This window comes from Moorena sp. SIO3B2, from assembly GCF_010692525.1.
Classification (GTDB): Bacteria; Cyanobacteriota; Cyanobacteriia; order Cyanobacteriales; family Coleofasciculaceae; genus Moorena; species Moorena producens.
In genome coordinates, this window is sequence record NZ_JAAHHE010000084.1 from 1 (window position 1) to 24734 (window position 24734).

General features: G+C 42.5%; 16 protein-coding genes and 3 pseudogenes. 9 read left to right on the forward strand and 10 right to left on the reverse strand.

The features are described from left to right. Together F6K38_RS18625 and F6K38_RS18630 are read right to left on the reverse strand one after the other, a co-directional pair. Positions 1–695 (reverse strand): annotated as a pseudogene (locus tag F6K38_RS18625) (hypothetical protein); the annotation flags it as partial. A 343-nt stretch (positions 696–1038) separates the two neighbouring features. Beyond that, positions 1039–1281: a hypothetical protein gene (locus F6K38_RS18630; protein ID WP_008188185.1), complete on the reverse strand. Its 243-nt coding sequence runs from the start codon at positions 1279–1281 to the stop codon at positions 1039–1041. Between the two features lie 826 nt (positions 1282–2107). Here F6K38_RS18630 and argF point away from each other — a divergent pair. From argF to F6K38_RS18665, 7 genes are all read left to right on the forward strand, one after another. After that, positions 2108–3034 (forward strand): ornithine carbamoyltransferase, encoded by a 927-nt coding sequence (gene argF, locus F6K38_RS18635; RefSeq protein ID WP_008188186.1) that lies wholly within the window; start codon positions 2108–2110, stop codon positions 3032–3034. Between the two features lie 340 nt (positions 3035–3374). Then, a complete protein-coding gene (gene ectB / locus F6K38_RS18640; protein WP_008188187.1) occupies positions 3375–4703 on the forward strand; it encodes a diaminobutyrate--2-oxoglutarate transaminase in 1329 nt (442 codons plus the stop codon). 261 nt (positions 4704–4964) lie between these two features. Further along, complete coding sequence (argG, locus tag F6K38_RS18645; protein WP_287249771.1) at positions 4965–6224, forward strand: argininosuccinate synthase; 1260 nt, start codon at positions 4965–4967, stop codon at positions 6222–6224. A 55-nt stretch (positions 6225–6279) separates the two neighbouring features. Then, entirely contained in the window at positions 6280–7326 is a 1047-nt protein-coding gene (locus F6K38_RS18650) for an FAD-dependent oxidoreductase (protein WP_287266330.1), read from the forward strand. 58 nt (positions 7327–7384) lie between these two features. Continuing rightward, a complete protein-coding gene (locus F6K38_RS18655; protein ID WP_287249777.1) occupies positions 7385–7801 on the forward strand; it encodes a cupin domain-containing protein in 417 nt (138 codons plus the stop codon). Continuing rightward, positions 7798–9282: a class I tRNA ligase family protein gene (locus tag F6K38_RS18660; RefSeq protein ID WP_287249779.1), complete on the forward strand. Its 1485-nt coding sequence runs from the start codon at positions 7798–7800 to the stop codon at positions 9280–9282. Before F6K38_RS18655 ends, F6K38_RS18660 begins: the two co-directional genes overlap by 4 nt. Then, positions 9234–10538, forward strand: coding sequence for a SidA/IucD/PvdA family monooxygenase (locus F6K38_RS18665; RefSeq protein WP_008178307.1), 1305 nt, complete (start codon positions 9234–9236; stop codon positions 10536–10538). Before F6K38_RS18660 ends, F6K38_RS18665 begins: the two co-directional genes overlap by 49 nt. A gap of 477 nt (positions 10539–11015) precedes the next feature. On the opposite strand, the gene F6K38_RS18670 is transcribed toward F6K38_RS18665, so the two are convergent. Next, on the reverse strand, positions 11016–11822 hold the full coding sequence (locus F6K38_RS18670) for a cyclase family protein (protein WP_353737198.1): 807 nt from the start codon (positions 11820–11822) through the stop codon (positions 11016–11018). 358 nt (positions 11823–12180) lie between these two features. On the opposite strand from F6K38_RS18670, the gene F6K38_RS18675 reads away from it, so the two are divergent. Further along, the gene (locus tag F6K38_RS18675) at positions 12181–13275 is read left to right on the forward strand and encodes an SIS domain-containing protein (protein WP_287313655.1); all 1095 of its coding nucleotides are present in this window, start codon (positions 12181–12183) and stop codon (positions 13273–13275) included. 319 nt (positions 13276–13594) lie between these two features. Here F6K38_RS18675 and F6K38_RS18680 read toward each other — a convergent pair whose 3' ends face one another. The 7 genes and pseudogenes from F6K38_RS18680 to F6K38_RS18710 all read right to left on the reverse strand — a co-directional run bounded on the left by F6K38_RS18680 (position 13595) and on the right by F6K38_RS18710 (position 22544). Next, positions 13595–14236: a LysE/ArgO family amino acid transporter gene (locus tag F6K38_RS18680; protein WP_008178299.1), complete on the reverse strand. Its 642-nt coding sequence runs from the start codon at positions 14234–14236 to the stop codon at positions 13595–13597. Positions 14237–14420: 184 nt separating this feature from the next. After that, positions 14421–15527, reverse strand: a pseudogene (locus F6K38_RS18685) (ISAs1 family transposase); the annotation flags it as partial. A 142-nt stretch (positions 15528–15669) separates the two neighbouring features. Next, positions 15670–16101, reverse strand: a pseudogene (locus tag F6K38_RS44275) (hypothetical protein); the annotation flags it as partial. 155 nt (positions 16102–16256) lie between these two features. After that, positions 16257–19535 carry a hybrid sensor histidine kinase/response regulator gene (locus F6K38_RS18695; RefSeq protein ID WP_287266333.1) on the reverse strand — a complete coding sequence of 1093 codons (3279 nt, stop codon included), beginning with the start codon at positions 19533–19535 and terminating at the stop codon, positions 16257–16259. A gap of 470 nt (positions 19536–20005) precedes the next feature. After that, complete coding sequence (locus F6K38_RS18700) at positions 20006–20761, reverse strand: DUF1995 family protein (RefSeq protein WP_008178282.1); 756 nt, start codon at positions 20759–20761, stop codon at positions 20006–20008. A 134-nt stretch (positions 20762–20895) separates the two neighbouring features. Continuing rightward, positions 20896–22059, reverse strand: a complete 1164-nt coding sequence (locus F6K38_RS18705) for a cysteine desulfurase family protein (protein WP_287357115.1) — start codon at positions 22057–22059, stop codon at positions 20896–20898. Positions 22060–22163: 104 nt separating this feature from the next. After that, positions 22164–22544: a DUF7682 family zinc-binding protein gene (locus tag F6K38_RS18710; protein WP_008178278.1), complete on the reverse strand. Its 381-nt coding sequence runs from the start codon at positions 22542–22544 to the stop codon at positions 22164–22166. A gap of 252 nt (positions 22545–22796) precedes the next feature. Here F6K38_RS18710 and F6K38_RS18715 point away from each other — a divergent pair, with 252 nt between their 5' ends. Beyond that, the gene (locus tag F6K38_RS18715; RefSeq protein WP_353737201.1) at positions 22797–24212 is read left to right on the forward strand and encodes a phospholipase D-like domain-containing protein; all 1416 of its coding nucleotides are present in this window, start codon (positions 22797–22799) and stop codon (positions 24210–24212) included. The last annotated feature ends 522 nt before the right edge of the window (positions 24213–24734 follow it).

The following is a 24734-nucleotide window of genomic DNA, read 5'->3' on the forward strand; positions in this document are numbered from 1 at the left end:
GCGTCATCCAAACCTGCCGTGTCCAGGGTCGTTCGGCTGTGGAATTTTTCCGACAAGCTCTTGAGGCTACCGTTTCCCCAACAACGGTTTCTTATCCTTCCCTGATTCCAATGACCTGAATTCTTACCGATTACCTTGTTCCTTTTTCCTCTTCTCAACCCAGCTAACTCTAACTGATAAGTGTTGCGAGAAAGTTGCTTACAGGTATAACCTCCCTGTTGATAGACTATTTGGTTCTTAACCCAAGAATGCCCACGTTGGTATTCCTTCCTGACAAACCTGTGTAGTAAAGGATTTTCTAGGAAAGCTAAAGTTTTGAGCTGTCTACAAAGCTCTTTTCTTCTCTTTTGGTTGTATGTACCAGAGAACCTTTTGTAAATCCTTTTGACAACGGCCTCAGTGCAAGCTGCTTGTTGGGCTGTGATTGCTTTCGCTACATCACTGACCGTCCATTCCATTAGTTTTGAAGGTAGTCCCAGGGATTCGGGAGTCCTAAAACTCCTTACTTCTGGGTACGCCTTTTTCCAATCTAGTCCCCAATGGTTAATACTTCCCAGCTTGTTGTAGGACTCAGCCCTGACGATACCCAGCTTTTTCATTACCTGCAGCAATTCAAGTTCAACCGACTTTGTCATCCCTGCCACAGGGACGACTTGAGTCGATATCCTTTTTGTTACTCCTTCTTTTCTTGGCATCGTTAGAGCTGGATTCTACACTTCAATTATACTCTAGCGCTAAGTAAATGTCAATGTCCATTTTGTGGTATTAAATACCGATTTATCCCTATTTTTAAGGGTTTAATTGCGAGGCTGTTTCAATATTCTGCACACTGGCATTATGAATCATTTGTCCTTTTTGAGAAGCTGCCCTAACCAAACTGACTACTGTATTATAGCTGAGGGGGTGACAAAAAGGCTAAAAAGTAAACGGGGTGTGGGGTGTAGGGTGTGGGGTGTGGGGAAAATAGAAGGGAATTTCGAGTTACCCGGTGCAATTTCATTCCGTCCCCAACCTGATTCAAGCGTCCCTACCAACGTTTCAAGCTCCTGATCTAAACCCGACACCCTTGCACCCGGTCACCCCACACCCAGTAAGGCTTTTAAGGCTGTTTGTCACCCCGTCAGCATTGAGACCCATCCCTTCACTTCTGGCTTTGAGAATCTCGATCATGCGACTTAAGGGGGTGCGCAGTCCTGCTATGGGGGTGGCGAAGGTCTCACGCTCAGTACGTATCGCACTCAAAGCAATGGTAGATGGTTCCTGTGCCGTTTTGGGTCTCATAGCGGTCGTGGGGTTTAACTTGTGGACTACCACACAACGGACAATTTTGGGATAATAACTCCATTGCTCACCTCTAAGTCGTGACAGGTCAAATCTTACCTATTATCCCTCCTAATTCAGATATAGCAAGACTTTCAACCACCCGCTTAACGGAACCAGTGCCTATATTTCACGAATCATTTAAAACTCCTATATCTACTGGTCTGACAAACCTGCGTAATGGCTTAAATATCACATTTTTGATCAATTTTTATGGCCTTTATTTTTAATTAAGATTATTGATAACTTTTATTAACTGTGCATAATACTGTGCATAATTATGTGATATTCTTCTCTAAGAGTTAATACAACTACGAAATCACTAAGTCGATGTAATCAACAGTAAAGTGGGATACACTGTAATCCCTCAATATTCCTAATGCACAGCAGACAAGCATATCGGCTAGTCAAATTTATCTCGAATTAGTGGAGGATATCCATGGCATAGCAAACTATGTAGTTATTTAAACTACAATCAGCAAATTATGAGTATTAGTGATCAGTTCACCAAAACCTACAGTAACAATACTTAAAAGTATGTGATCACCGTTACTCAAAAGGCAGTAGTTATTTCCTTTGGCATGGACGACCAGCAGCGTAGTTACTATGCTGCGCTTAACCTCAATCATCAAGACGACTCCAAAAGATCTTTTAATGGTAATTAATGGCCTGGAAGTCTTTCCCTGTTACCGTGATCAAAAAATAGTTTTTAATTTTGCTAGAAGCTATATAATCATAAAGGTCAAATACTGCAAAAATTCAATTCAGTGAACGGAAAGCGATAATAATGGAAATAGGTTTTTTAAAAGGGCGAGACTTACTTAGTCTGTCAGATCTAAAAGCTGAAGAAATTCTTCAGCTTTTAGATCTAGCAAGGAAAATGAAAAGTGGTCAAGTTAACATTCAATCGAATAAACTTTTGGGCTTGTTGTTTTACAAGCCTTCTACGCGAACTCGGGTTAGTTTCTGGGCAGCAATGTCTCGACTTGGAGGGAAGGTTCTAGATCTTAATCCTGCACTAACCCAAGAGTCTCGAGGAGAACCTTTATCAGATATGGCAAGAGTTTTGAGCAAGTACCTTGACGTGCTAGCAATTCGTACATTTGGCCAGGAGCACTTAGAAGAGTACGCCCGCTATGCCAACATTCCAGTTATTAATGCTTTGAGTGATTTTGAACACCCTTGTCAAGTACTGGCTGATCTCCTCACAATTCAAGAATGCTTCGGGTCTTTTTCTGATCTCACACTAACTTACTTAGGCGATGGCAACAATATCTCCCATTCACTTTTGCTTGCCTGTGCCCTAGTAGGCATGAATGTTAGAGTTGCTACGCCTCAAGAGTATCAACCAAATCTTACAGTTCTAGAGAAAGCTAAGGCAATTGCTCAAGGCCGAACTGAAGTGCAGCTTCTCCACGATCCCAAATTAGCAATACAAGATGCACAGATCATCTATACAGATATGTGGGCTAGTATGGGTCAAGACGACTCTGGAGACATGCGTCTTCCATTATTTGAGCCTTATCAAGTAAATGATGAATTATTGAGCAATGTAGGGTCAGAAACTATTGTGATGCACTGCTTACCAGCTCGGCGAGGGGAGGAAATTACGGAAGAGGTTATTGAAGGCTCTAGATCTCGAGTTTGGCAAGAAGCAGAAAACCGAATGCATATTCAACAGGCTTTATTAGCAAGCCTTCTAGGGGATGATTAGTTTTAAGTTGCTAATCCAGACTAGCTAATTGGTTAACTGTAAGAAGCTGTTTGAAAAGTCTGAAAGGTTACGCTGATTCACTCTTAGAGCCAAGTGAAAAATAGGGACTTTGATGGATAAGTCTAGGTAATCTAGACCACTTTGAGGTGATCATCTTTGAGGTGATAATCCATACTTTTCAAACAGTCTCTAAGTTTGCTAAATCAATAAAATTCATTTTTATAAATTAAACCTTTAATTTTTGTAAATTAAAAGAATCTAGAAACTAATTTAGTTTTATGATATGAATGTAGACCTAAAATTTCTGTATCCAATACTACTATTACGGATATAATTAGCCATGAATTCACAGAAAGCAATTCAAGATCCAGAGAGAAAATCAATATTAACGGACTATTTAAGCCCTGATCATCCTATTGATGAAATATTTAATCGTTACGAGTCTAACGTTAGATCGTACTGTAGAAGTTTCCCTGCTGTTTTTAGTCGCTCTAAGGGCTCAAAACTTTATCTTGAGTCTGGAGAAGAATTAATTGATTTCTTCGCAGGTGCAGGAACTCTTAATTATGGGCATAACAATCCTTTTATTAAGGATAAAATATCTCAATATATATCCCAGGATGGTCTTATCCATGGCCTAGATATGTATTCTAGTGCAAAAAAAGAATTTCTCCATAAGTTTTCAAATATTCTGAATGTAAGGGAGTTGGACTACAAGATCCAATTTCCTGGTCCAACAGGAACTAACGCCATTGAAGCTGCTCTTAAGTTAGCTCGAAAAGTTACAGGTCGGGAAGGTATTTTCTCCTTCATGGGAGGCTTTCATGGTGTATCTTTAGGAAGCCTTGCTGTGACAGGGAATCAAAAATTTAGGAAAGCAGCTGGCTTGCCTTTGACTAATGTTACATTTATTCCTTATGAAAGTAGTCCATATGGGAATTTTGATTCCCTTGGCTATATAGATCGAATCTTAACAGATCCTTCTTCAGGCATTGAACTGCCAGCAGCAATAATTGTTGAAACAGTTCAGGCAGAGGGAGGTGTCTATGTAGCTTCTATTGATTGGCTAGAGAGCTTGAAGAGTTTGTGTGAGCGACATGATATTCTGCTGATTTGCGATGATATACAAGCAGGTTGTGGTCGCACAGGCTATTTCTTTTCCTTTGAAAGAGCTAATATTACACCAGATATTGTTACGCTCTCTAAATCCTTAAGTGGGTATGGTTTACCGTTATCAGTAGTCCTAATGAGGAGGGATATCGATATTTGGGAGCCTGGCGAACACAATGGAACATTTAGAGGAAACCAGCTCGCTTTTGTTGGGGCAAGTGCCGCTTTCGACCACTATTGGGGAGGAAAGAGTTTAGAAATTAAGTTAAGAGAAAAAGAATCTTTTCTATCCAATTTTATGCAATCTGAAATTTTAGAAAAGTTTGAAGGAGTTGAAGTGCGTGGAGCTGGTATGATTTGGGGAATTGATATGTCAAGTCACAGTAGTCCTGAAGTATCTAAAAGAGTTTCACAGCTTTGCTTTGAAAATGGTTTAGTTGTTGAGGTCTGCGGAAGGAACAGTAGTGTTATAAAATTGTTACCGCCATTAACTATTGATATCCATGACCTCCGCCAAGGTTGTGAGATAATAGTTAAAGCAATGAGCAGATTGTGGTAATTAACTGATAGGAATCAAATATGATTGTTTCCTAAAATCAAATTATCTGCATAAATACCTTTGTAATAAACTATTTGGAAAGTCATAAATGTTACTTTACTATTTTTTTAGTATGGCCTGATCATAGGGGCTATAGAGACATATCCTAGAGATAGCTTGATTAGTTTAAGGTAATAACTTTGGCTTTCCAATGATCCTCTGAGAAATTGGATTAATTGCATCCTCTTATAAAGGAAGTAAAAACAGGAATAAAAAACTAAAATGAAAGATATTAATACAGTACTGGAAATTGCTGAAATTGGAGAACCAATTGCCTTTGCTGTATCAGGTGGGCTCGATAGTTGTACGATTACTCGTTGGCTTACTGATAGAGGAGTGAAAGCTATTTGTTTTACAGCCGATCTTGGCCAACCAGATGAGAAAGATATTTCTCATATTGGAGATCGCATAAGAAAATCCGGTGCATATAGCCATCATTTCCTTCATTTACAAGACCACTTTGCTGAAGCAGGGCTGAAACTCATTCAAGCTCAAGCCTTTTATGAAGGTGGATATTGGAATATAACAGGAATTGCACGCCACATCATTGTTAAGGGTATCCTTGAAGCAATGACTCAACATAAACTCTCAATTCTTGCCCATGGATCTACAGGGCGTGGCAATGATCAAATTCGTTTCCAAGTTATGGCTCACATGCTCAATCCAGAAGTGAAGTTATATGCTCCTTGGCGCGATCCGATCTATTTGGATAAATTTCAAGGTCGTGCCGAAATGATTGACTTCTGCCAGGCTCATGGGCTTCCAATTCGAGCAACTAAAGATACTCCGTACTCAACAGACGCAAATTTATTGGGTATCACCTATGAAGGAGGTAAGCTTGAAGACTTAAAGACACCTTCAGATTTTGTTACTCCTACTATGGGAGTTTATCCAAAAAATGCACCTGATAAGGTTGAAAGGTTTGTTGTTCGTTTTGAGCAAGGAAGGCCAGTCGCAATTAACGAAAATCAAGTGTCTTTACTTGATGGGTTTAAGTTGGCTAATCAAATAGGAGGTCGAAACGGGGTTGGAATTGGAGTTCACGTTGTTGAGAATCGAATTGTAGGGCTAAAATCTAGAGGAGTTTATGAACAGCCTGGTATAGATATTCTTAGCAAATGTTACAGATTTCTCCTCCAACTAATTCTTGATCGAGCATCCCAAAAGATGTTCGATCAGATGGCTTCACAACTTGGAGAAAACATTTACTATGGTTTAGGTTTTGACCTCCCTTCGCAAATGGGTTTTCGAGCTATTGAGCCCGTAACAAATTTAGCTACAGGTACGATTACAGTAGATATTTACAAAGGACATGTAACATTTGTCTCTGCTGAAGATGTACCACACAGTATTTATACAAAAGAAACAACTTCTATGGAGAACATTGGAAGTTTTAGCCATCTTGACTCAGAAGGTCTGCTTCGCATTCTTAGTTTAAGTGCTCGGGCAAAAGCTCATAGCCGCTTAACTCATAGTTGGTAAATCAAGATTTGTATTCATGGAGGCTAATTTTTAGGGCAATATATGGATAGATGATATGCATTTTAACTTTGCGGTTATTGGGAATGGCTTGCTAGGATCTGCTATTTTAGACGAGATTTCAAAAGATCATTCTAGTGTTGTGGGATATGGCGCAAACTATGGTACAGCAGGTCGCTATTTCTCAAGCCATGAGGATGATTCAAGGCTTGTTAGAACTTATCATGATGACCACTACTGGGAAGATCTGGCAATCCGTAATCTTCAGGAAATTAGAGCTTTGGAAAAGGAAGTAGAAATGAAAGTCTTCTACGACCTTCCTGTATATTATAATCGTAAAGATAACCAAGATGCCTTGTTGTATGCCAGCCTTCAGCCTATTGATGAGCAACATTCAGCAAGGGTACGACCACTCTTCAATGCTGAAGATATAGAAGGAGGCTTCCTTGACCCAAAGAGATATATTAAAGCCATGAATAGGCGTTCAATAAGGCGTAGCATAAATATTTATCCAACGGCAGTAACCTCTGTTACACAGGATAGAGAGGTATATCAGCTTATTCCATTAACTGGTCAAAGCGCTAGCACAGACATTGTTATTGACACCCGGGGAGCGTTTTCGGAAGAAGCTTTCAAACAAGGTAAAATCACCATTGTAGGAAAAGTTCTTATTTACACCACTGCTCCATTAGATGTAGAAGAAGGTAGCTTTTGCTTTATCGATTCATCCCCAAAGCAAAATGTCTTTCAGAATGCCTACGGCTTTTTCCAGTATCAAAAATTAGAGAATACAGCTATCTCAAAGTTCGGATTTACAGAATTACATTATGAAGAGTTAGCTAGCATAGATAAGTTGATATGGTGGTTCCAAGGGGGATATACTGAGTACAGTTATTTACAGGAAGCATTGCTGTATATAGAGGAATTTATGGGTGGATCCCACAAACTTTTGTCAGTCAAGCCATGTGCCCTTTCACTTACGAGTAATGGTAAGCCATTTGTAGAGCGAAAAGGGAATTATATAACAATCACAGGAGGAAATGGAAACCTCGCAAAGTGTAGCCAAGCTTTTGCACAGGAAGCATTACATCTTGTCGGTTTATGATAATCCGTTTTGTACAGAAGTCACTAACAAGTTTTTTTTTAAAGGAGTCAGATAGCTTATGTATATTCAACGTAAGATCGAAGCCTTAAGTAAGTATGAATATGGTTGCGATTTACGGCGACTTTATCCTTCCCAGGATTTATCTAACCCTCTCTACTGGGGATCCGCAATTGCTTCTGTGCGACCCGGTGAGTGTACAACCCCCCATAAGCATGATGAGCTAGAAACTTTTATCGTATTGGCAGGGAAGGGAAGGATGTACATTGAGGCAGAAGAAGAAGATCTTGAAGCTGGGGATGTTGTTTTCATTCCCAGAGAACAAACCCATAGGTTTCAGAACCTGTCAAATCAGGATCCACTAACTTTTATTACCATCTTCTGGGACTCGCCAGAGGCGCGAGAACAAATTAAAACCTATATAGATAATCAGACTAATGCTATAAATTCCCAGCAAGGAGACCTATCTCAGAAATGATTCTTATTATTGCACCACCACCTACTCCCAATGGGGATCTACATGTTGGCCACCTGTCTGGTCCGTATCTAGCTGCAGATATCTTCAAACGGTATATCAGACAACATGGACAGCAAGCGCACTATGTTGTCAGCACTGATGACAACCAATCCTATGTGGATACGACAGCTAGGCGATTGGGAATAGAGGTTACATCTTTGATCAACCAGTCTCGTACTGAAATCCGTGATTCACTCTCAAGTTATGATATTGCTATCGATCACTTTGGGAATCAGGATGCGAGCTATCGCGAATTTGTTCAGGCTTTCTTTGAACGGTTATACTCATCTGGCCTTGTTGAAGTAGCTGAAATGCAGGTCTTCTATGATAAGAAGACGGATACTTACCCGATCGAATCATTTATCTCTGGTTTCTGTCCCAATTGCTTGAGTTATACATGTAGTGGTATTTGTGAATCCTGTGGACATCCTAACTCTGCAATTGATCTTCTTGAAGTGCAATATCCTGGCTTAGAGATTTTGAAGGAACCAAGGCTTGTCCTCAAACTTGAGGAATTCCGTTCTGAGCTAGAACAATATTTGCTTGGGATGGAAACACACCGCCCCGCGCTAAAGCACCTCATTTCTTCTCTTCTAGATCAACCTATGACCCCTTTTCCACTATCCTATAAAATGAATCGGGGGATTAGTATAGATTTTGCTCTTTCTGATCAGAAACTAAATGTTTGGGCAGAGATGTATCCTGGTCACATTTACTTTCTCAAAAAATCAGCAGGTCAACTAAGTAACAAAGATGAATATGTCCAGTTTCTTGGTTTCGATAATTCTTATTTTTATGTTTTCGTCCATTTCGCCTTAGGGATAGCCGCACAAAAATGTGGGTTCGATTGGCCTTTGCCACGTGGATTTATCACTAACCAATTTTATTATCTTGGCTCTTCTAAATTCTCAACCAGTAAAGGTAATCTCATTTGGGCACGAGATTTGGTGAAGGATTACGAGGCAGATATTATTCGCTTGTTCCTTGCGTTGCATGGCCCTGAATTTCAAGAAGCAAACTTTTCCCTTATAGCCTTTGAAAAGACAGTATCTGAAATTGCCCGAAAAATTAATGATATTGTAGAAGTTTTCAATGCTAAATTAACTAGTATGGAAAATGGAGATGACTACAAGAATAATAAGACTATAGAGAAAATAATCTCTATCTTGTCGAAGCCTCTAGATCTCAAGGATTATTCGTCAAGTATTTTAGCCCAACGCGCTCTGAATATTATTGATTTTTTACGAGAATCCCTCCAACATGGCAATCATTCTTTACTTCCCTTCGTACCTGTTTTACTAGTAATGGGACTTGACCCTTTTTGCCCTAAGTATACACAATCTATTCGTGATAAGTTTGAATTATCTAACTATAATTGGGAGGAATTGGTACCATGTTGTCATATACAACACGAACTTCCAAAATTGCTGGTGAAGAGATAATATACGATGTTATTGGAGTCGGCTTTGGGCCATCTAATATTGCTCTTGCCATTGCTATGGAGGAAGGCAATTATCCAGGCAAAGTGCTCTTTATAGAGCGTAATACACAAGTATCTTGGCATGAGGGAATGTTACTAAATGGTAGTAATATCCAAAACAACCCTTTGAGGGATTTGGTTACTCCAGTCAACCCTAGAAGCAAGTATACTTTTGTCAATTATCTCCATCAGAGTGGTCGGTTGTTCGATTTCCTTAACCTTGGAGTTACGCATCCCCTTAGACAAGATTACTACGATTATATTGTCTGGGCAGGAAGTCAATTTCAGAACGTGGTGTATGGAAGTTCTGTGACCAAAATTGAACTCGCTTATATAAGTGGTCAATACCTATGGCGACTTACAAATAACCAAGGTACTAACTTCTTAACTCGGTGTTTAGTAGTGGGAACGGGTAGGAATCTTAATATTCCTAAAATCAAGGGAGTAAATAGTCCAAACGTTATTCATTTTGTTAATTACCTCCATCATATTAAAAAATATGATAAAGACTCACCTATTGTTGTGCTTGGAGCTTCACAGAGTGCTGTGGAGATTATCTTGGATCTAATTAACAAAGGCTATCAGCAGATCTATTCGGTTCATCGTTCTTTTTCATATTGCCTCAAGGATACTAGCTGTTTCAGTGATGAAGTATACTTTCCTGAGTTTGTAGATTACTACCATGGGCTACCACCTCAAATGAGAGCAGAGTTGGATAAACAGCTTCGCCGTACTAACTACTCCTCAGTAGATAAGGATATTCTTGATGCCTTGTATTTAATACGGTATGAGGACAAAATAAACCATCGCGAACGTTTGAAGATTTATCGCAATTGTGTGGTTGACGAGATCAACCCGAATGGAAAAAAATCTATCCTTATCCGACAGCTTTATAAGGGCAATATAGATGAACTCCCGTGTGATTTAATGATATTGGCAACTGGGTTCTTAGATATCGGTCGTAATGGCCAGGAAGGATTGCCAAAACTACTCCGTGATGTAGCAGATAATTTTGTTTGGACAGACGATTATCTCAAGGTGGAGCGGGACTACCGTATTGCCATGAAAGAAGGAGTTTCTTTACCAGATATATACTTGAATGGGTTATGTGAGTCTTCACATGGTTTGGGGGATGCCGGTTCGATCAGCCTTGTGTCACTGCGAGCACAAGATATTCTGGGTGGTATTCTGAAGCGGCTTAGTCCTGTAGTTGTCTGAACGTGAGAGGGGCACTCACGTCATAAAAGTGGAACTGTTACCAAAAAGTTTGGGTCATTAGCCCCGTCCTTCTAGGACGGCTTTTCATGATTATGTGATAGAATAAAAGCATAAGCAATAAACTTTTTGTCAGATAGGTACTATCTAATCATAAATAGACAACGTAAAAAATATGTATGAGATACGTATTCCGTAATTTGGTCTAACGACTACAACGTCTATGAAAAACTTAGATAAAAAAGTATAAAGGTGCGCTTACAGTCGTCGAATTAAATTCGCCGACGGAAAGCGCACCTTTGGTTAAAACTTTTTTATTAAGGCTCCAATCTTCTAAGGTTTCGTCTCCGGCACACCGAAACCTAGATCTATGATCTAAACGCTTGGGGAAATTTGTCCTCTACTTTTTCTGACTCCGGTTTGAAAGAGCCACGACGAGTAGTAGAGCCAAGAATCCCCGTTCTTTTAGGACGGAGATTGTCAAATGACTGCTATTAAGCGCACTGGGCTTCCAGTTCCACCATAAACTTTAGATGCCCCAACAAAAAGGAATGCTCCTGAAGGGGGAATGTTGTCAAGGTTAGCCACATTTTCTAATCCCCAAAGCCCATTCGACAACCAAGTATTATGAACTGGGAAATCCTCCGAAGCCCCTTGATCAAGGCTAAGAGTATCAACACCGATGCCAAGCACAGATCTTGCTTCCAACAGAAACTCTACAGCCGTTTTACTCCAACCAGGGAAATGAGGAATTCCTTGTTTATCCATGTTTACAAAAGCATTATTATCTCCGAAGTACTTTCCCCAGCCACTATTCATAATAATGATGGCATTGCTAGGGATCTTTCCATACTTCTTTTCCCAACGCAAGATATCGTCCGGAATCACTGTAGCATCATGATTATGTAGCACACGGTCTCGAATATCTAACACCACCAAGGGTCCACACAGACAATGAACTGGAATCTCGTGCACAGCAATGCCATCTTTGATAAAATGAATGGGAGCGTCTAAGTGCGTTCCAGTATGCTCATTCAGATGTAATTCATAATCTTGATAGCCATTCTCACTATATGTTGATGCTATCTCTAGTCTCATAGGTTTATCCCCTGGGAATACGGGCGTTTGTGGTCCTAATGTATGAGTTAGATCAACAATATGCCCTCTAAGTTTCGGTGGTTTTATATAGTTATTGTACGCTGCCATATACTTATCTGAAACAACCGGGGTATAATTGTTGTCTAAGCTTCTTTGGTAAAGATATTTCAAAGTTCTGCATAAACACATAGAAACTCAACCTTAGTATGATTTGAATATAGGAATACAACCACTATTAATTTTCACAGCAGTGATTGGGTCGCGAGAGTTGAAGCGACCTCTTTAATTTGGACACCATATCAAACAGAATAGTCCTTTCTGTTTTACCATGTTTTTCCCATTGTCAGACTTCCTCGGTTTTTGAGGGTTGCGTTGTACTCACTCCAATTCCTAATCTTATATTGGATCTTGGCCGTTGCTTATATCATGGCTGGGGGGAGTTTTATTTTTCTCTCTACAGATTATCCTACTCAACTCATACTCTTTATGCAACGAAGCCCAGTTGTATTAATGCAAAACTTGCACGATAGAGAGGACAACTATTAATATGTCTACTGAACAAAGAGTGAAACATCCCTTTCATATATATGAGGCAATTCTTGCGCAACCTCAAGCATTTGCCCATGCTGCTAGGTGCAATGAAAGATTAATTGATCAGTGTGCTGCCCGTATAGCCTCTTGCGAGCGGCTATTTACAGTTGGGATTGGCACTTCACATTATGCTGCTCAGGTGGGTGAACACCTAATGCGTTTGTATGGAGGAGAGCTGTTCACACAGGCAGTTCACTCATTTGACTTTGCGCTTTATGGACTTCGCATTACACCAAGGGATTGCGTCATTGGTATTAGTCATCGTGGGAATAAACTCTATACAGTTGAGTCGCTCAAACATGCCCGTGAAGCAGGTTGTTACACAGTGTTTATTACAGGTGAGGGTGGAGCTAATGAGGCTGTGCAAACCGACATTACCCTTACTACTGTTGCACAAGATAAGTCATCAGCTCATACTGTCAGTTACATTGGTGCGATTTCAGTCCTATCTGCTCTTGCGGAACGTATCGGCTATCATCGCACTGGGGCAAGTTTTCTAACGAAAAACTTCCTGCACCATGAACTACCTGAGGCACTACTCACAGCACTGGAAACAGAGAATGAGATAGCACTACTTGCCCACGAATACGTTAATCGACGGCGTATTTGGTTAGTTGGTGGTGGTCCGAATGCTGTCACGGCTCATGAGATCGCACTAAAAATTAAGGAAACTTCCTACTTGCAAGCTGAGGGTATGTCAATCGAGACAATTCTGCATGGACCATTTCAATGCGCTGAAGCAGAAGATCTCTTCGTTTTGATTGCGCCAGCAGGGGCGGCACAGGGGCGCGTTATCGAGCTAGTGGGACTCATCCAAGAAATTGGTGCTGCCTCCTTGGTCATCAGCGACGGAACGGCGGAATCACTGCAAACTGACGCAACCAGTTGGGTTGCTGTACCTAAAGTTCCAGAACCCTTCTGCTCTATAACTTGCCTTGTGCCATTGCAACTATTTACCTACTACTTAGCATTGGAACGTGGAACAAACCCTGATGGATTTCGCCTTGAAGATCCACGTTTTGCCCGTGCACGCTCATTAATACGTTTGTAGTAAGCACCTACACAGAATTAATGGGAGCAGGTCCAAGTTGCAGAAGAAATAAACTATGTATGATCAGAGCAAGCTTAAACCCATGAAGGGGCTAGAGATTTAGTACTTTTGTTCTGCAATTGTGACATGCTCCCCAATTAATTACCTGAGTAAGGTCTGCTGAATAAGTCGGATAAAAACAACTGAAGATCGATACGGCAGTTTGCATAACTATCAGCTACACAGAATTGTTTTACTGCTCCGAAATCCCTGCTCCCTGCTCCCTAAAAATCCAGAACTTTGTACCTAACTGAATTTCCAAGCGCTGTAAGCTTATTCCTCACAAAAACAAACTTATTGCAATCATAAACATAATAGCTCCGATTACTATGTCTAAAATTTTCCATGATCTTGGATTGCTGAAAATTGGTGACAGCATCCTTGACCCATAACCCAAGGTGAAAAAGAATATGAACGATGCCGAGATAGCTCCCAGTGCAAATTGAATTCTTGCAGTAGAATAATGGGTGGATATTGACCCCACAAGCACAACTGTATCTAAGTACACATGAGGGTTAAGCCATGTGAAGGCAAGGCAAGTTGTAATAGCAATGGCAAGAGATGTTGAATCGTCAGTAGATGGAATTAGAGAATCAGATGATTTAGCAGCTAACCAGAAACTACGTATACCATAGCCTGTAAGGAAGATTGCTCCAAAATCTCTTGCAATCTCTTCTATCCAAGGTATTTCTTCTATGATTACATGAAATTCAGAAACACCAAAAGCTATCAAAATAGCATCTGATAAAGCACAAATTAAACAAATGATAAAAACATGCTCCTGCTTTAAGCCCTGTTTTAATATGAAAGCATTTTGTCCTCCAATTGCTACTAGTAAAGAAAAACCAAGCCATGTACCAGAAAGGAAAGCGGTGAGCATCTGTGATATTTTTTTGATATTTACAACCGTTGGAATAAACATAAAATGCTAGGAAAACTTCAACAATTTTCATCAGAGAAAGATTCTCTAGCATTTATCTCTCAAAACATCCTAACTTAGAGTAGACCTCTTGCAAAAGTATTTTTCTGCTGGGAGGGTGACACAGGGTACAGCGGCGAAAAATTATGACTCGGATAAGGCACGACTGTAAGGGAATCGAAGCTTTCAAAACCTTCAGCATATACCTTGTATCCATGCTGGCTCGTTTAGCTTTTTGACGAGTGTTACGTTTATAGCTTGTTTCAAGATTGAGTAAATTGAGACCCTTGCGCGCTTGAGTAAAGCCATATTCTGTGGGGTATGCCCTGTACGAATTCGGCTCCCATCCTCCCCAAAAGTCACATCTAATACCCAATGAAGTTGATTTTCAATGGACCAGTGTTGTCGGATAGCTTTGCCTAACTTTTGAGCATGGGGTGGTAGAGAAGTCAGGTAAAACATCACCTCACGAGTAGTTTTGTTCCACAGATCGCGGGTGCGAATAACCATCACAATAGTCTGTAATCCAGACCAGTGGGACTGCTTATATAAATCTTGGTCTAACGAGGCAAGAGTTACCGCCCACACAATCGCGCTTTTCAGTACGATGGTGTGCTGATTCTACCCTAATATCATAGCTATACTCAATCTCCTCTTGCCTCATTAGCAACAGCAGTTTCTTTCCCATTGCTTCACCTGCGTGAAACTTAGTGGGATGATTTTTTTTGAGCGCCAAAACATAATCTCCACCCTTAGCACGGATATCATGGGCTATTTCATACTGAGTTCCCATGGCATCAATGGTAATTATGCAGAGATATCCAATAATTCTAGTAAGGCGCTTGATGGCTGTAATCTCATTGCTTTTATCGTCCACTTTAACAAGCCCTAGAAATAACCGATGCTCACTCGCGATCGCACTAACCACATGCAAAGCTGATTGTGCGAGGGTTAGATCATAGGAACCCTGGATTTTTTTGCCATCAATCGGAATCACCTGTGCCCCATTATCTGTCACTAAACTAGTTAACCAGCTCTGGAAGCTATCATCAAACACACTGGGGGATATTTGTTCAAACACTCGCCTGTAGGTATCTGCCGAGGGAATTCCATTGGGCAATGGTAAAAAGGTAGACAACCAATGGTAATGGCTGATTCCATAGGTTTCAATATCTTCCCATCCCCTCGCACCGACCATGGTAGCTAATAGTGAAATCGTGATAATACTGATAAATGGATGAAGCAGCCCTTGTTTACCTATTGGGTCTGACAGCTTCTCAAAATGTTCGAGCATTTGCGGCTGTTGCTGTTGACTATCTCCGGCGGGCTTTAGTGGTAAGGATAATGGACTGCTTGCGGCGGTTTTAGTGGGTTTATTGGAGCCAATGACCATTGGATACCTTGATTGTGACATCGGTTCCCATAGCATATTATGAGTTCGTTTTTCCTGACTTGCTCTTTCCGGTTGAACATTGGGCACAGTGGATTTTCTCACAGCTGAAATATTCCTTGCCATCAAGTGGCATCAACAGCGTGTCAGCAAATCCTGGAAACTTCCTCAAATGCCCCTCGTTTTCCAGCATTTGCACAATTTACTCAAACACTGGTGACACACACTCAGGTAAGACTTGGTGGAGTAAACTTCGAATTTGGTTGTCGAGAGGCATGTGATGCACTCCAAACAGGCTTTGGGCGTTGCTGCACCCTTTGCTTTTTTCCATCTGGCGCTGGTAAGCTAGAAATGATGGGGTGTGGGTCAAGAACACACCAAAGGCACTTAAACCGGCATCTTCCATTCCATAGCGAGTGTTTTTGCCCGTGGGCAAGTCTTGCAGAGATTTCAGACAGGAGCGAAAAGAACTGACTATTGTGTTAAACAACTCTGGTGCTTTGGCTCGCTTCAACTCTCTTGAGTGATCTAGATGATATTAATACACTATCGGCATTTCCACAATTTGAACACCTATTTCCCAAAATGAGAATTGCTGAGCAATGACTAATGCCAACGGGTAGCTGGCATTATCTATTCTTGATTACTTCCAGCTAACAACACTTCCCCTTGCCTGATTCGTTGGGCAGCATCTAGTAACACGTCTTCTAGATAGGGTTTGGTAAAATAGCCTCTAGCACCGAGATCAGCAGCTACTTTCCGGTGTCGATCAGCACCACGAGAGGTGAGCATGGCCAGGGGTATTTCACACAAATCTGGGTCTTTTTGAAGGCGAGATAGCAGTTCTAAACCATCCATTCTGGGCATTTCAATGTCACAGAATACGATCTCGCAAGGCAAACCAGACCGGAGTTTATCCCAGGCTTCTTGACCATCACGGGCTTGTTCTACCCGATAACCAGCTTTACTGAAGGTCATAGAAAGCAGTTCTCGGACTGTGATTGAATCATCCACAATCAACACCATGGGATCAGATTTGATGAGATTGACCTCGGCTCCGCTGGCAGTCGGAGTTTCCATCCTTTGCCAGATCGCAACACCACCATCTTTACGAATCCGACCCATAGCAAGGTCAATCAGTTCTAGGACGTCAGCAATGGGCATTACTCGACCATCCCCTAAGACGGTCGCCCCGGTAATGCCTACTGGCTTGGGTGCAGGGCCTTCGATTTGCTTAATAACAATTTCTTGCTCCCCCAATACCTGATCAACCTCTACGGCGAGCATGTTACCTGTACTGCGCAGTACCACCACAGAAATCAGGTTGTCTTCCCTTTGGCTGCCATAGACGCTCGCCCGGCTGAGTTGGCTATGGTAGGTCAGCAATTCTGAGAGGGGTTTGAATGGGATCTGGCTGTCCCGCCATTGAAGAAAGGCTTGACCTTGAGAATTGGTCTGAATGCAGTCAGGGGAGACATCCTGCATGTCTTCGACCCCATCCATGGGAAAAGCAATTCTGGCGCGATCGCTCACACAGCAGAGCGCTTTACAAATACTCAGGGTCAGGGGTAAGCGAATGGTAAAGGTGGTTCCTTCCCCGAGAGTAGAGTCGATAGTAATGGTTCCCCGAATTTCACTTAAGCAGGTGCGCACCACATCCATGCCTACCCCTCGACCTTTGGTGTCAGTGACTTTCTCAGCAGTGGTGAACCCAGGGTGGAAGATAAAGTTGAACAACTCCAAGTCGCTCAGGGTTTTTGCCTCAGTTGGGGAAATGAGATTCTTTTCAAGGGCTTTAGCTCTAATTCGATCTGGATCAATGCCCCCCCCATTATCCGAGATGGAAATCACCGTCTGATTTCCCTGGTAGAATGCCCCGAGGGTGATTTTACCCGCCCTAGGCTTCCCTGCAGCCAGCCGTTCCTCTGGTAGCTCAATTCCATGGGTAATGGCATTGTTGACCAGGTGGGTCATAGGATCATAGAGGTGTTCCAAGATCATTTTATCAATCAAGGTTTCCCGCCCCTCAACGTGTAGCTCGGCTTCCTTGCCTTCCTGCAAGGAAATTTCCCTGACTGCACGGGGCATTCGGTCTGCTGCTTGGGCAAAGGGCACCATACGCGATCGCGTCAGTCCTTCTTGGAGTTGATTGGTTACCTGTCTGAGGGTACGAGTTACTTGGTCGGTTTCATCCACCAAAAACTCAATGTCAGACGCCGACTCCTTAACCCGGACAATCAGCTCAATGATCTCTTGGGATAGCAAATGGAAGCCTGTAAAGCGGTCCATTTCCAGGGGGTGATACTCTTCTAAGGTCGAGGAATTCTGGTTTCCTTGTTCCCGTTCTTGGATACTTGTAGTTCGGTAAATCTTACTACTAGACAATAGGGAATTTTCCAGCAGGGTTCGCTCATACAAATCCCGCATTTTCAAACCCACATCGTTGAGGCTCGATACCTGATGGGATAAATTATCTAAGAATTGCCGCAGCCGTTCTTGATCTTGCTCTAAGGTATTGCGACCAACCACCAGTTCTCCCACTAAATTGCTCAGGGTGTCCAGTTGTTTAACCGGTACCCGCATGGTTTGTTCAAATAGCTTAGACCTCGGACGCCTTGTTTGGCGAGACAGCTCCTGATTCATCCCTCCTGGAATAGCAGAGATGCTTTGATTTGCCTGCTGTAGCAAGTCCTCGAGGTCTTTAAAGTCATCCTCTACTGAATCCGCCTGATTGGTTTTCGGGGTTTCTTGGTCTAGGGAGTGGTTAGGTTCAGGGCTACTAGTTTCATTTAATAGGAGTTCTAGTTCATCAAATATTCTTTTCTGCTCTGATACCACCTCAGCAGTGGGTAAGGTCACATCCAGAGGTTTTATACTGTCAAAATCAACGTTTTGGTAATGTGCGGTAGCTTCTGCCAACAGCTGCTCTAATTGCTGCCATTGATCTTGGGTTGTTGGTAATGGTTTTGGTGATGAATCTGGTAATTTGTTTGATTTTATGGGATGGGATTTTCTATTTTTTCCTTTGACAGTTGGACTACGAGTGGGTGTAGACGCCTCACTGGGTCGAGCTGAAGTCGAGGTGGGCTTTGGAGACCCTGTGGTTGATGGGGAATTAATTGCTGGCTGTTCATGGTTTGCAGGGGGGTGATTTGGAATCAGCTCCAAGTCATTGACCAGATTTAAATCTTCATTCAGGTCGGTGTGGGTGGGGTCCGGGTGTGGGGTGCTTGGTGGGATAGGCTGCTGTTTGCCCATCCCATAACTATCTAATTTGGTGGGAGGAGTACTTTCCGAGCTTGAGCTATTTTCTTCAAAAAAGGTATCATCAAATAAACTACTTAATTCGTCCGCTGGGTTAGTTTTTTGAGTTAGGCTCCCCTCACTACTCCCAAAAGAAAGTAATTCTTCAAGGTCTTTATCTGTCAGGCTTGGAGTAAGGTTAGGTTGACTATCCTTTCGAGTTGACTCCCTTGACTGTAGTAACTCAAAGGCTGCTTCTTCTGGAAATTCCTCATCGAACAAACTGAGTAAATCTTCCTCGGTAGATTCTGCTGCCTCCGGAATGTCCAACTCATCAAGTTCTTTAATCAGGTCAGATAAATCCTGTGGTTCGTCTGTAGTGATAGAATTGTCTGATTGGCTAGACAACTGCTGGTTATCTGGAGCGATAATTTCTTCTTCTTGCCAGGTTTGATCCAAATCAGGGGTCTGACCTTCAAATATATCAGCTAAGCTATTTAGTTCTTCCATGCCAACTTTCGGTTCTCCAGCATCATCGGTCTGGTATGGGATGATATCAGTAGTTGGTTTTTCCACTTCCTCTATATCAGGTATATCTTCTAGGAAGTTATCTAGGTTAAATTCGTCTTTGATTACTGCTGGTGGCTGAGCATCTAGGTTGTTAGACATTCGGAAAGCATTAATTCCACATTACGCGCACATTTTTCACCTTTTGCCTTGGCAAGTTCGCCGCTTCCCTCTATGATAGTTGTGACATAATCCTACACTGACTCTGCTCTTACACAGCCGCTCCGCGAACGATTTCAGTGTAGGCTTCTTGCCAACTCCACCCAACGGTAACGGATACTCGGCAAGCTTTATTGACGACACGAGATGCCCCTCCGCGCCGGAAAAATACCAAAAAATTTTATCTATTTTAGCTAGTAGGTGGCGGTTAGCTCTTAATTTGATTACCCTACTATATTCATTATAGACGATAACAACAGACGATAACAAAGTATCAAAGTTCCTGTCCGCCATTCATCCAACTAACTAGCCAAGACGTAGCTTAACACGCGCCGCTCTATACAGACGAGGTTTTTTTGCCTCGCTAGGTAGATTTTTGATAACGTTTTTCTGACCTGAGCTCAACTGTGAGTTCAACGACTCAGAGCATTTAAGAATTTCTGGATACCTGAGAATAACGACTGTTTTTTTTGGGCAGATGGTATATTTTGAGCATCTTCTGGGCTAGTCGTGTTAACTAGACTTGCCTTAAGTATAATTTGATCAAGAGCCTCTGCTGTCGGTTTGCTAGGTTCTTCAGTCACCAACTGATACTCATCATCTATTTCTAGCCATACTTGCCACATAGAAGGATAACAACGCCATAGAGCACCCCCTGGAAAGGGTCGCAGATAATAACAAGACTCTAGGGTTTTCAGAAAGCGATCGCGTAACTGACGTGCGGCATAGCCAATCCCTACAATAGAGACATCTTCCAGTTGAGGATTTAGGATCACACAGGGGCGATCCCCCGCCAAATTGCAAATCTTTTCCACTTGGGCTACTTCCACGGCAGACGGGCCCACTAGCAAGAAAACCTGGTCATCATCTTCAATTCTAGTTTCTGCTGGGGAGCGACTGGTACCAACATCAGTAATTTTAAACGGTACCTCTCCCCAGTCACGAAGGGCAAGGGCTGAAGCACCGGTATCAGGAAAGAAGATTTTCAGTCCGGGGCCATACTGCTCAAAGATAGGAATAAATTCCTGGGCAATTGACTGGGCTTGGAGGGCAATTTCTGGAAAGACCAACTCCACTTGTACCCTGGTTTGACCGTCATCTAGGGCGGCTTTGGTCGCTTGTTTAGCTTGAGCGATCGCATCTTCTAAGCTCAAAGGAAGTTCATTCATGAGTCTGTCTGTGTGTTAATCAAAAACTCTAATATTAATGGCTTAAAAGAAAAAGGAAAACTAATGTCTCGCCACATTAATCGAGCGCCAATCCACCCTACCCATAGGAGCAATTGAGCCTTTTTTGAGCAAAGTTAGACCTTAGATAATTCTGGTTGTGGCATCAGTCGTTCCCAAATTTGCTTGAGTACCATCACCGTCCAATCTACATCAGCTTCTGTGGTATCTCGCCCCAGGGTCAACCGAATTCCAGCCAAAGCAGCTGGCTCGTTGTAACCCATTGCTAACAATATCGGACTTGGACTCAGTTTACCACTGTGGCAAGCTGAACCTGCACTAATACCAATACCAGCCTGATTAAACTGGCGCACTATAGTTTTGCCAGTCACCCCCCCAGTAGGGGAAGTCAAACAGAAACTAACGTGATGGGGTAAGCGATAGTCTCTAGAACCAGTGGCAATGAGATAGGGAGTATCAGCGAGTTGGTCAAACATGCGATCGCGTAATCGAATTAACCGAGGTGTCTCTGTTAGCATTTGCGCTGCTGCTAGTTCTGCCGCGATTCCAAACCCAGCAATTACTGGCAACGCCTGGGTTCCAGACCGCAATCGGGATTCTTGTCCACCACCGGAGATCAGGGGCACTAACTCTACACCAGGGCGGATATACAGTGCCCCTGCTCCCATCGGACCATAAATTTTGTGACTGGAAATCGACAGCAAATCCACCGGTAGTCGTTGAACATCGATAGATAGCCGTCCGGCTACTTGAACTGCATCGGTATGAAACAGCACACCCTGTTCACGAGCAATTTGTCCTAGTTCATCAATAGGTTGGAGTGTACCTACTTCACTTTGACCGTAGATGACGGAGACTAAAACCGTATTTGCCTGTAGGGCAGCTTTTAAATCACTGGGATTGACCCGTCCCAGAGAATCCACTGGTAGCCTGGTCACTTGCCAACCCCACTGCTCCAACATGGCCACTGGTTGAGCGATCGCAGAATGCTCTACACTAGAAATAATGATATGCTGGGGTTTTTTGTAGCCTTGGGCAACCCCCATCACTGCCAAATTATCCGCTTCAGTACCGCCAGAGGTAAATGTAATCGATTCCGCTGGTGCATTGATTAACCTAGCTACCTGTATTCTAGCTCGTTCCAGTACAATGGCCGCTCGCTGACCCCACTGGTGTAAGCTAGAAGGATTACCCCACTGCTGGGTAAGCACATCTTGCATAGTTTTAATGACTTCTGGGCGTGGTGGTGTGTTGGCGCTATAGTCCAGATAAATTTGCATGGGTTTTCAGGCAACCAGCTATCTCTATCTTAAGCATATAACCTTTCCAGGTCTCTCTCCAACTGATGACTAATAACTGAAAACTAATAAGTAATGACTAATAACTAACCACCTGGTTTACCAACATTATAGTCCTCGTGGGACAAAACCGCGTGAGGAACCAATAAGCTACCCTGGTCGTGACAAATCATTCGGTAGTTGCGCGTTACAGGAATACTGATGATCCAGCGGTTGTGGCGCAGCCGCTTGCCACCAAATTCTCTGTAATCCTGGTGATTTTCCAAACCAGCGATTATCCCACGGGCTTTGACCACCACATGGGTAGGAAGGTTTTTTAAGTCAATGGGATCATCTTCAAAACTAGACTCCCACTGCCGTTTTTGCTGTTTTTTCTCTTCCCGTGCTCGGTTTTTTTGATCACATCGGTGGCATGTTTTACCATACCCCTTGTGGCCACACGGGAATGTTTTCTTTCGTCTTGGCATAAGACACTAGTTCGGGTTAAAGTCCCTAACCCGCTAATTAGGCTTTGGTGTAAACCATTCCATAAAAAAAGGCAATTAGGGGAGGGAGTTGAACTTGATGGCAACTGATATCCCCTGGTATTTTATGTTAATTCAACAACTGCATCTATTTGAAGATTGTGCTGTTAGCATGGGGAAATCAGCTATCCAATCGGGTTTTTTGATGCCTTGAGTTCCCAACCAGCGTGCATTTACTGGAATTTGTATTATCTTTTGCTGATACTATTGATTTTGTGTGGCTGTCAACAAGCTCAGCCACAGGTGTCTCTTGAACCCCCTCTGCCCCAAGACCCTTGGGTTCAGGCTTACTTTAATCATAGTAGGTCAGCCCAATACACCGATCCTTACCGGGGAGTAACTCGGGAGGGAGATAACTTGGAGCAAGTGATTGTGGATGCGATCGCATCAGCAAAGTCCACAGTAGATGTGGCGGTTCAGGAGTTGCGTATGCCCAGAATTGCCCAAGCTTTAGTAGAACGTCAGCAAGCTGGTGTCAAGGTCAGAGTCATTTTAGACAATAACTACAGCCTTCCGGTAAGTCAACTGACCGCTGAGTCAGTGGCAAAACTCCGCCAAAGAGAACGCTCACGCTACAATGAGTCCCTAATATTGATCGACCGTGACGGAGATGGTCAGCTCAGTGCAACGGAAATTTCAGAAGGAGACGCTTTAATCATCTTAGGAAATCGTGGTGTACCTATGATTGATGACACAGCGGATGGTTCTCGGGGCAGTGGCTTAATGCATCATAAGTTTATAGTTATTGATAACAAAGTTTCTATTATTACCTCAGCCAACTTCACTCTTAGTGATCTACATGGTGACTTTCAGTTTCGAGAGAGTCGTGGCAATGCCAACAATCTACTCAAGATTGACAGTGTAGAGTTAGCTAAGCAATTCACTCAGGAATTTAACCTGATGTGGGGAGATGGTGCTGGCGGTAAACCAGACAGTAAGTTTGGTCTCAAGAAGCCATCGCGACCAGTAGAGCAGGTCACACTGGGGGATACAACTCTGGGGGATACGACTGTGGGGGATACAACTATCGCTATACAATTCTCCCCAACCTCCACTACCAAACCTTGGCATCAGAGTAGCAATGGTCTGATCGCTCAAATCCTTCCTCAGGCTAGGGAAACCATTCACATAGCTTTGTTTGTCTTTTCCGAGCAACGGCTAACTAATGTTTTAGAGCAATCCCATCAACAGGGTGTTAAGGTCAAAGCGCTAATTGAGCCAAGTTTTGCCTTTCGCTATTACAGTGAGGGTTTGGACATGATGGGAGTAGCTGTTACTCACAAGTGTCAATATGAGAGTGGTAACCGTCCTTGGCGTCAACCGATTGCTACCGTCGGTGTGCCTCAGTTGCCAGAAGGAGATGTCTTACATCACAAATTTGCCATTCTCGATGGAAAGACAGTGATTACAGGCTCTCACAACTGGTCAAAAGCAGCAAATACCAGGAACGATGAGACGGTGTTAGTTATTCATAGCCCTATGGTTGCTGCCCATTTTGAACGGGAGTTTCAACGCCTCTATGGTAAAGCAGTGAAGGGAGTACCAGTTAGAGTTCAGCGAAAGATTAAAGCACAGCAACAAAAATGTGTGCCTCTTGATCCACATTCTTGAGTAGAGCATACTATTTAATAGTTGGAATGATAGGTTATACCCCTCAATTAAATAGATGTGTTAGATCAAGTCCGGTTAATCACTTTTAAAATGGTCTGTTGCGTTTTGTTGTTAGTGATCAGTTATTGATAAAACTTCCACCAATCTGTCATGGCCTTTTCATAAATCGGTGTTGTCTGAGCAATAACTAGTGATCAATTATCAAGGAATTATAAGTATTCAACCGGACAGGATATCATCAGTTGACCGAACACTAAACCAGCTTTCTTGGTTAACACAGGTGTGCGCTGAGGTTATCTTAGGTTTTGGGGCTCAAGAATACAAAGTAGGTAAACCTGCTCGACCTGCTAACCTTAATCGATATCTAGGGTTTCCTGGGTGTCAGAAATTCTTAAAGCTGTCACGAGCAGCAAAACTAAGTTATTTAATTGCTTGACGACTTATATGGCAAATGCCACCTGGACTCGCCGCCATATTCTTGCCCTGGCTGATTTTACGCCAGATGAATACAATACAGTTTTA

Bases quoted from the DNA above. Each gene is read 5' to 3' on its own strand.
- F6K38_RS18695 (WP_287266333.1), bottom strand. From the start codon at position 19,535: ATGTCTAACAACCTAGATGCTCAGCCACCAGCAGTAATCAAAGACGAA.
- F6K38_RS18655 (WP_287249777.1), top strand. From the start codon at position 7,385: ATGTATATTCAACGTAAGATCGAAGCCTTAAGTAAGTATGAATATGGT.
- F6K38_RS18710 (WP_008178278.1), bottom strand. From the start codon at position 22,544: ATGCCAAGACGAAAGAAAACATTCCCGTGTGGCCACAAGGGGTATGGT.
- ectB (WP_008188187.1), top strand. From the start codon at position 3,375: ATGAATTCACAGAAAGCAATTCAAGATCCAGAGAGAAAATCAATATTA.
- F6K38_RS18670 (WP_353737198.1), bottom strand. From the start codon at position 11,822: ATGTGTTTATGCAGAACTTTGAAATATCTTTACCAAAGAAGCTTAGAC.
- F6K38_RS18680 (WP_008178299.1), bottom strand. From the start codon at position 14,236: ATGTTTATTCCAACGGTTGTAAATATCAAAAAAATATCACAGATGCTC.
- F6K38_RS18700 (WP_008178282.1), bottom strand. From the start codon at position 20,761: ATGAATGAACTTCCTTTGAGCTTAGAAGATGCGATCGCTCAAGCTAAA.
- argF (WP_008188186.1), top strand. From the start codon at position 2,108: ATGGAAATAGGTTTTTTAAAAGGGCGAGACTTACTTAGTCTGTCAGAT.
- F6K38_RS18660 (WP_287249779.1), top strand. From the start codon at position 7,798: ATGATTCTTATTATTGCACCACCACCTACTCCCAATGGGGATCTACAT.
- F6K38_RS18650 (WP_287266330.1), top strand. From the start codon at position 6,280: ATGCATTTTAACTTTGCGGTTATTGGGAATGGCTTGCTAGGATCTGCT.
- F6K38_RS18665 (WP_008178307.1), top strand. From the start codon at position 9,234: ATGTTGTCATATACAACACGAACTTCCAAAATTGCTGGTGAAGAGATA.
- F6K38_RS18705 (WP_287357115.1), bottom strand. From the start codon at position 22,059: ATGCAAATTTATCTGGACTATAGCGCCAACACACCACCACGCCCAGAA.
- F6K38_RS18630 (WP_008188185.1), bottom strand. From the start codon at position 1,281: ATGAGACCCAAAACGGCACAGGAACCATCTACCATTGCTTTGAGTGCG.
- argG (WP_287249771.1), top strand. From the start codon at position 4,965: ATGAAAGATATTAATACAGTACTGGAAATTGCTGAAATTGGAGAACCA.
- F6K38_RS18675 (WP_287313655.1), top strand. From the start codon at position 12,181: ATGTCTACTGAACAAAGAGTGAAACATCCCTTTCATATATATGAGGCA.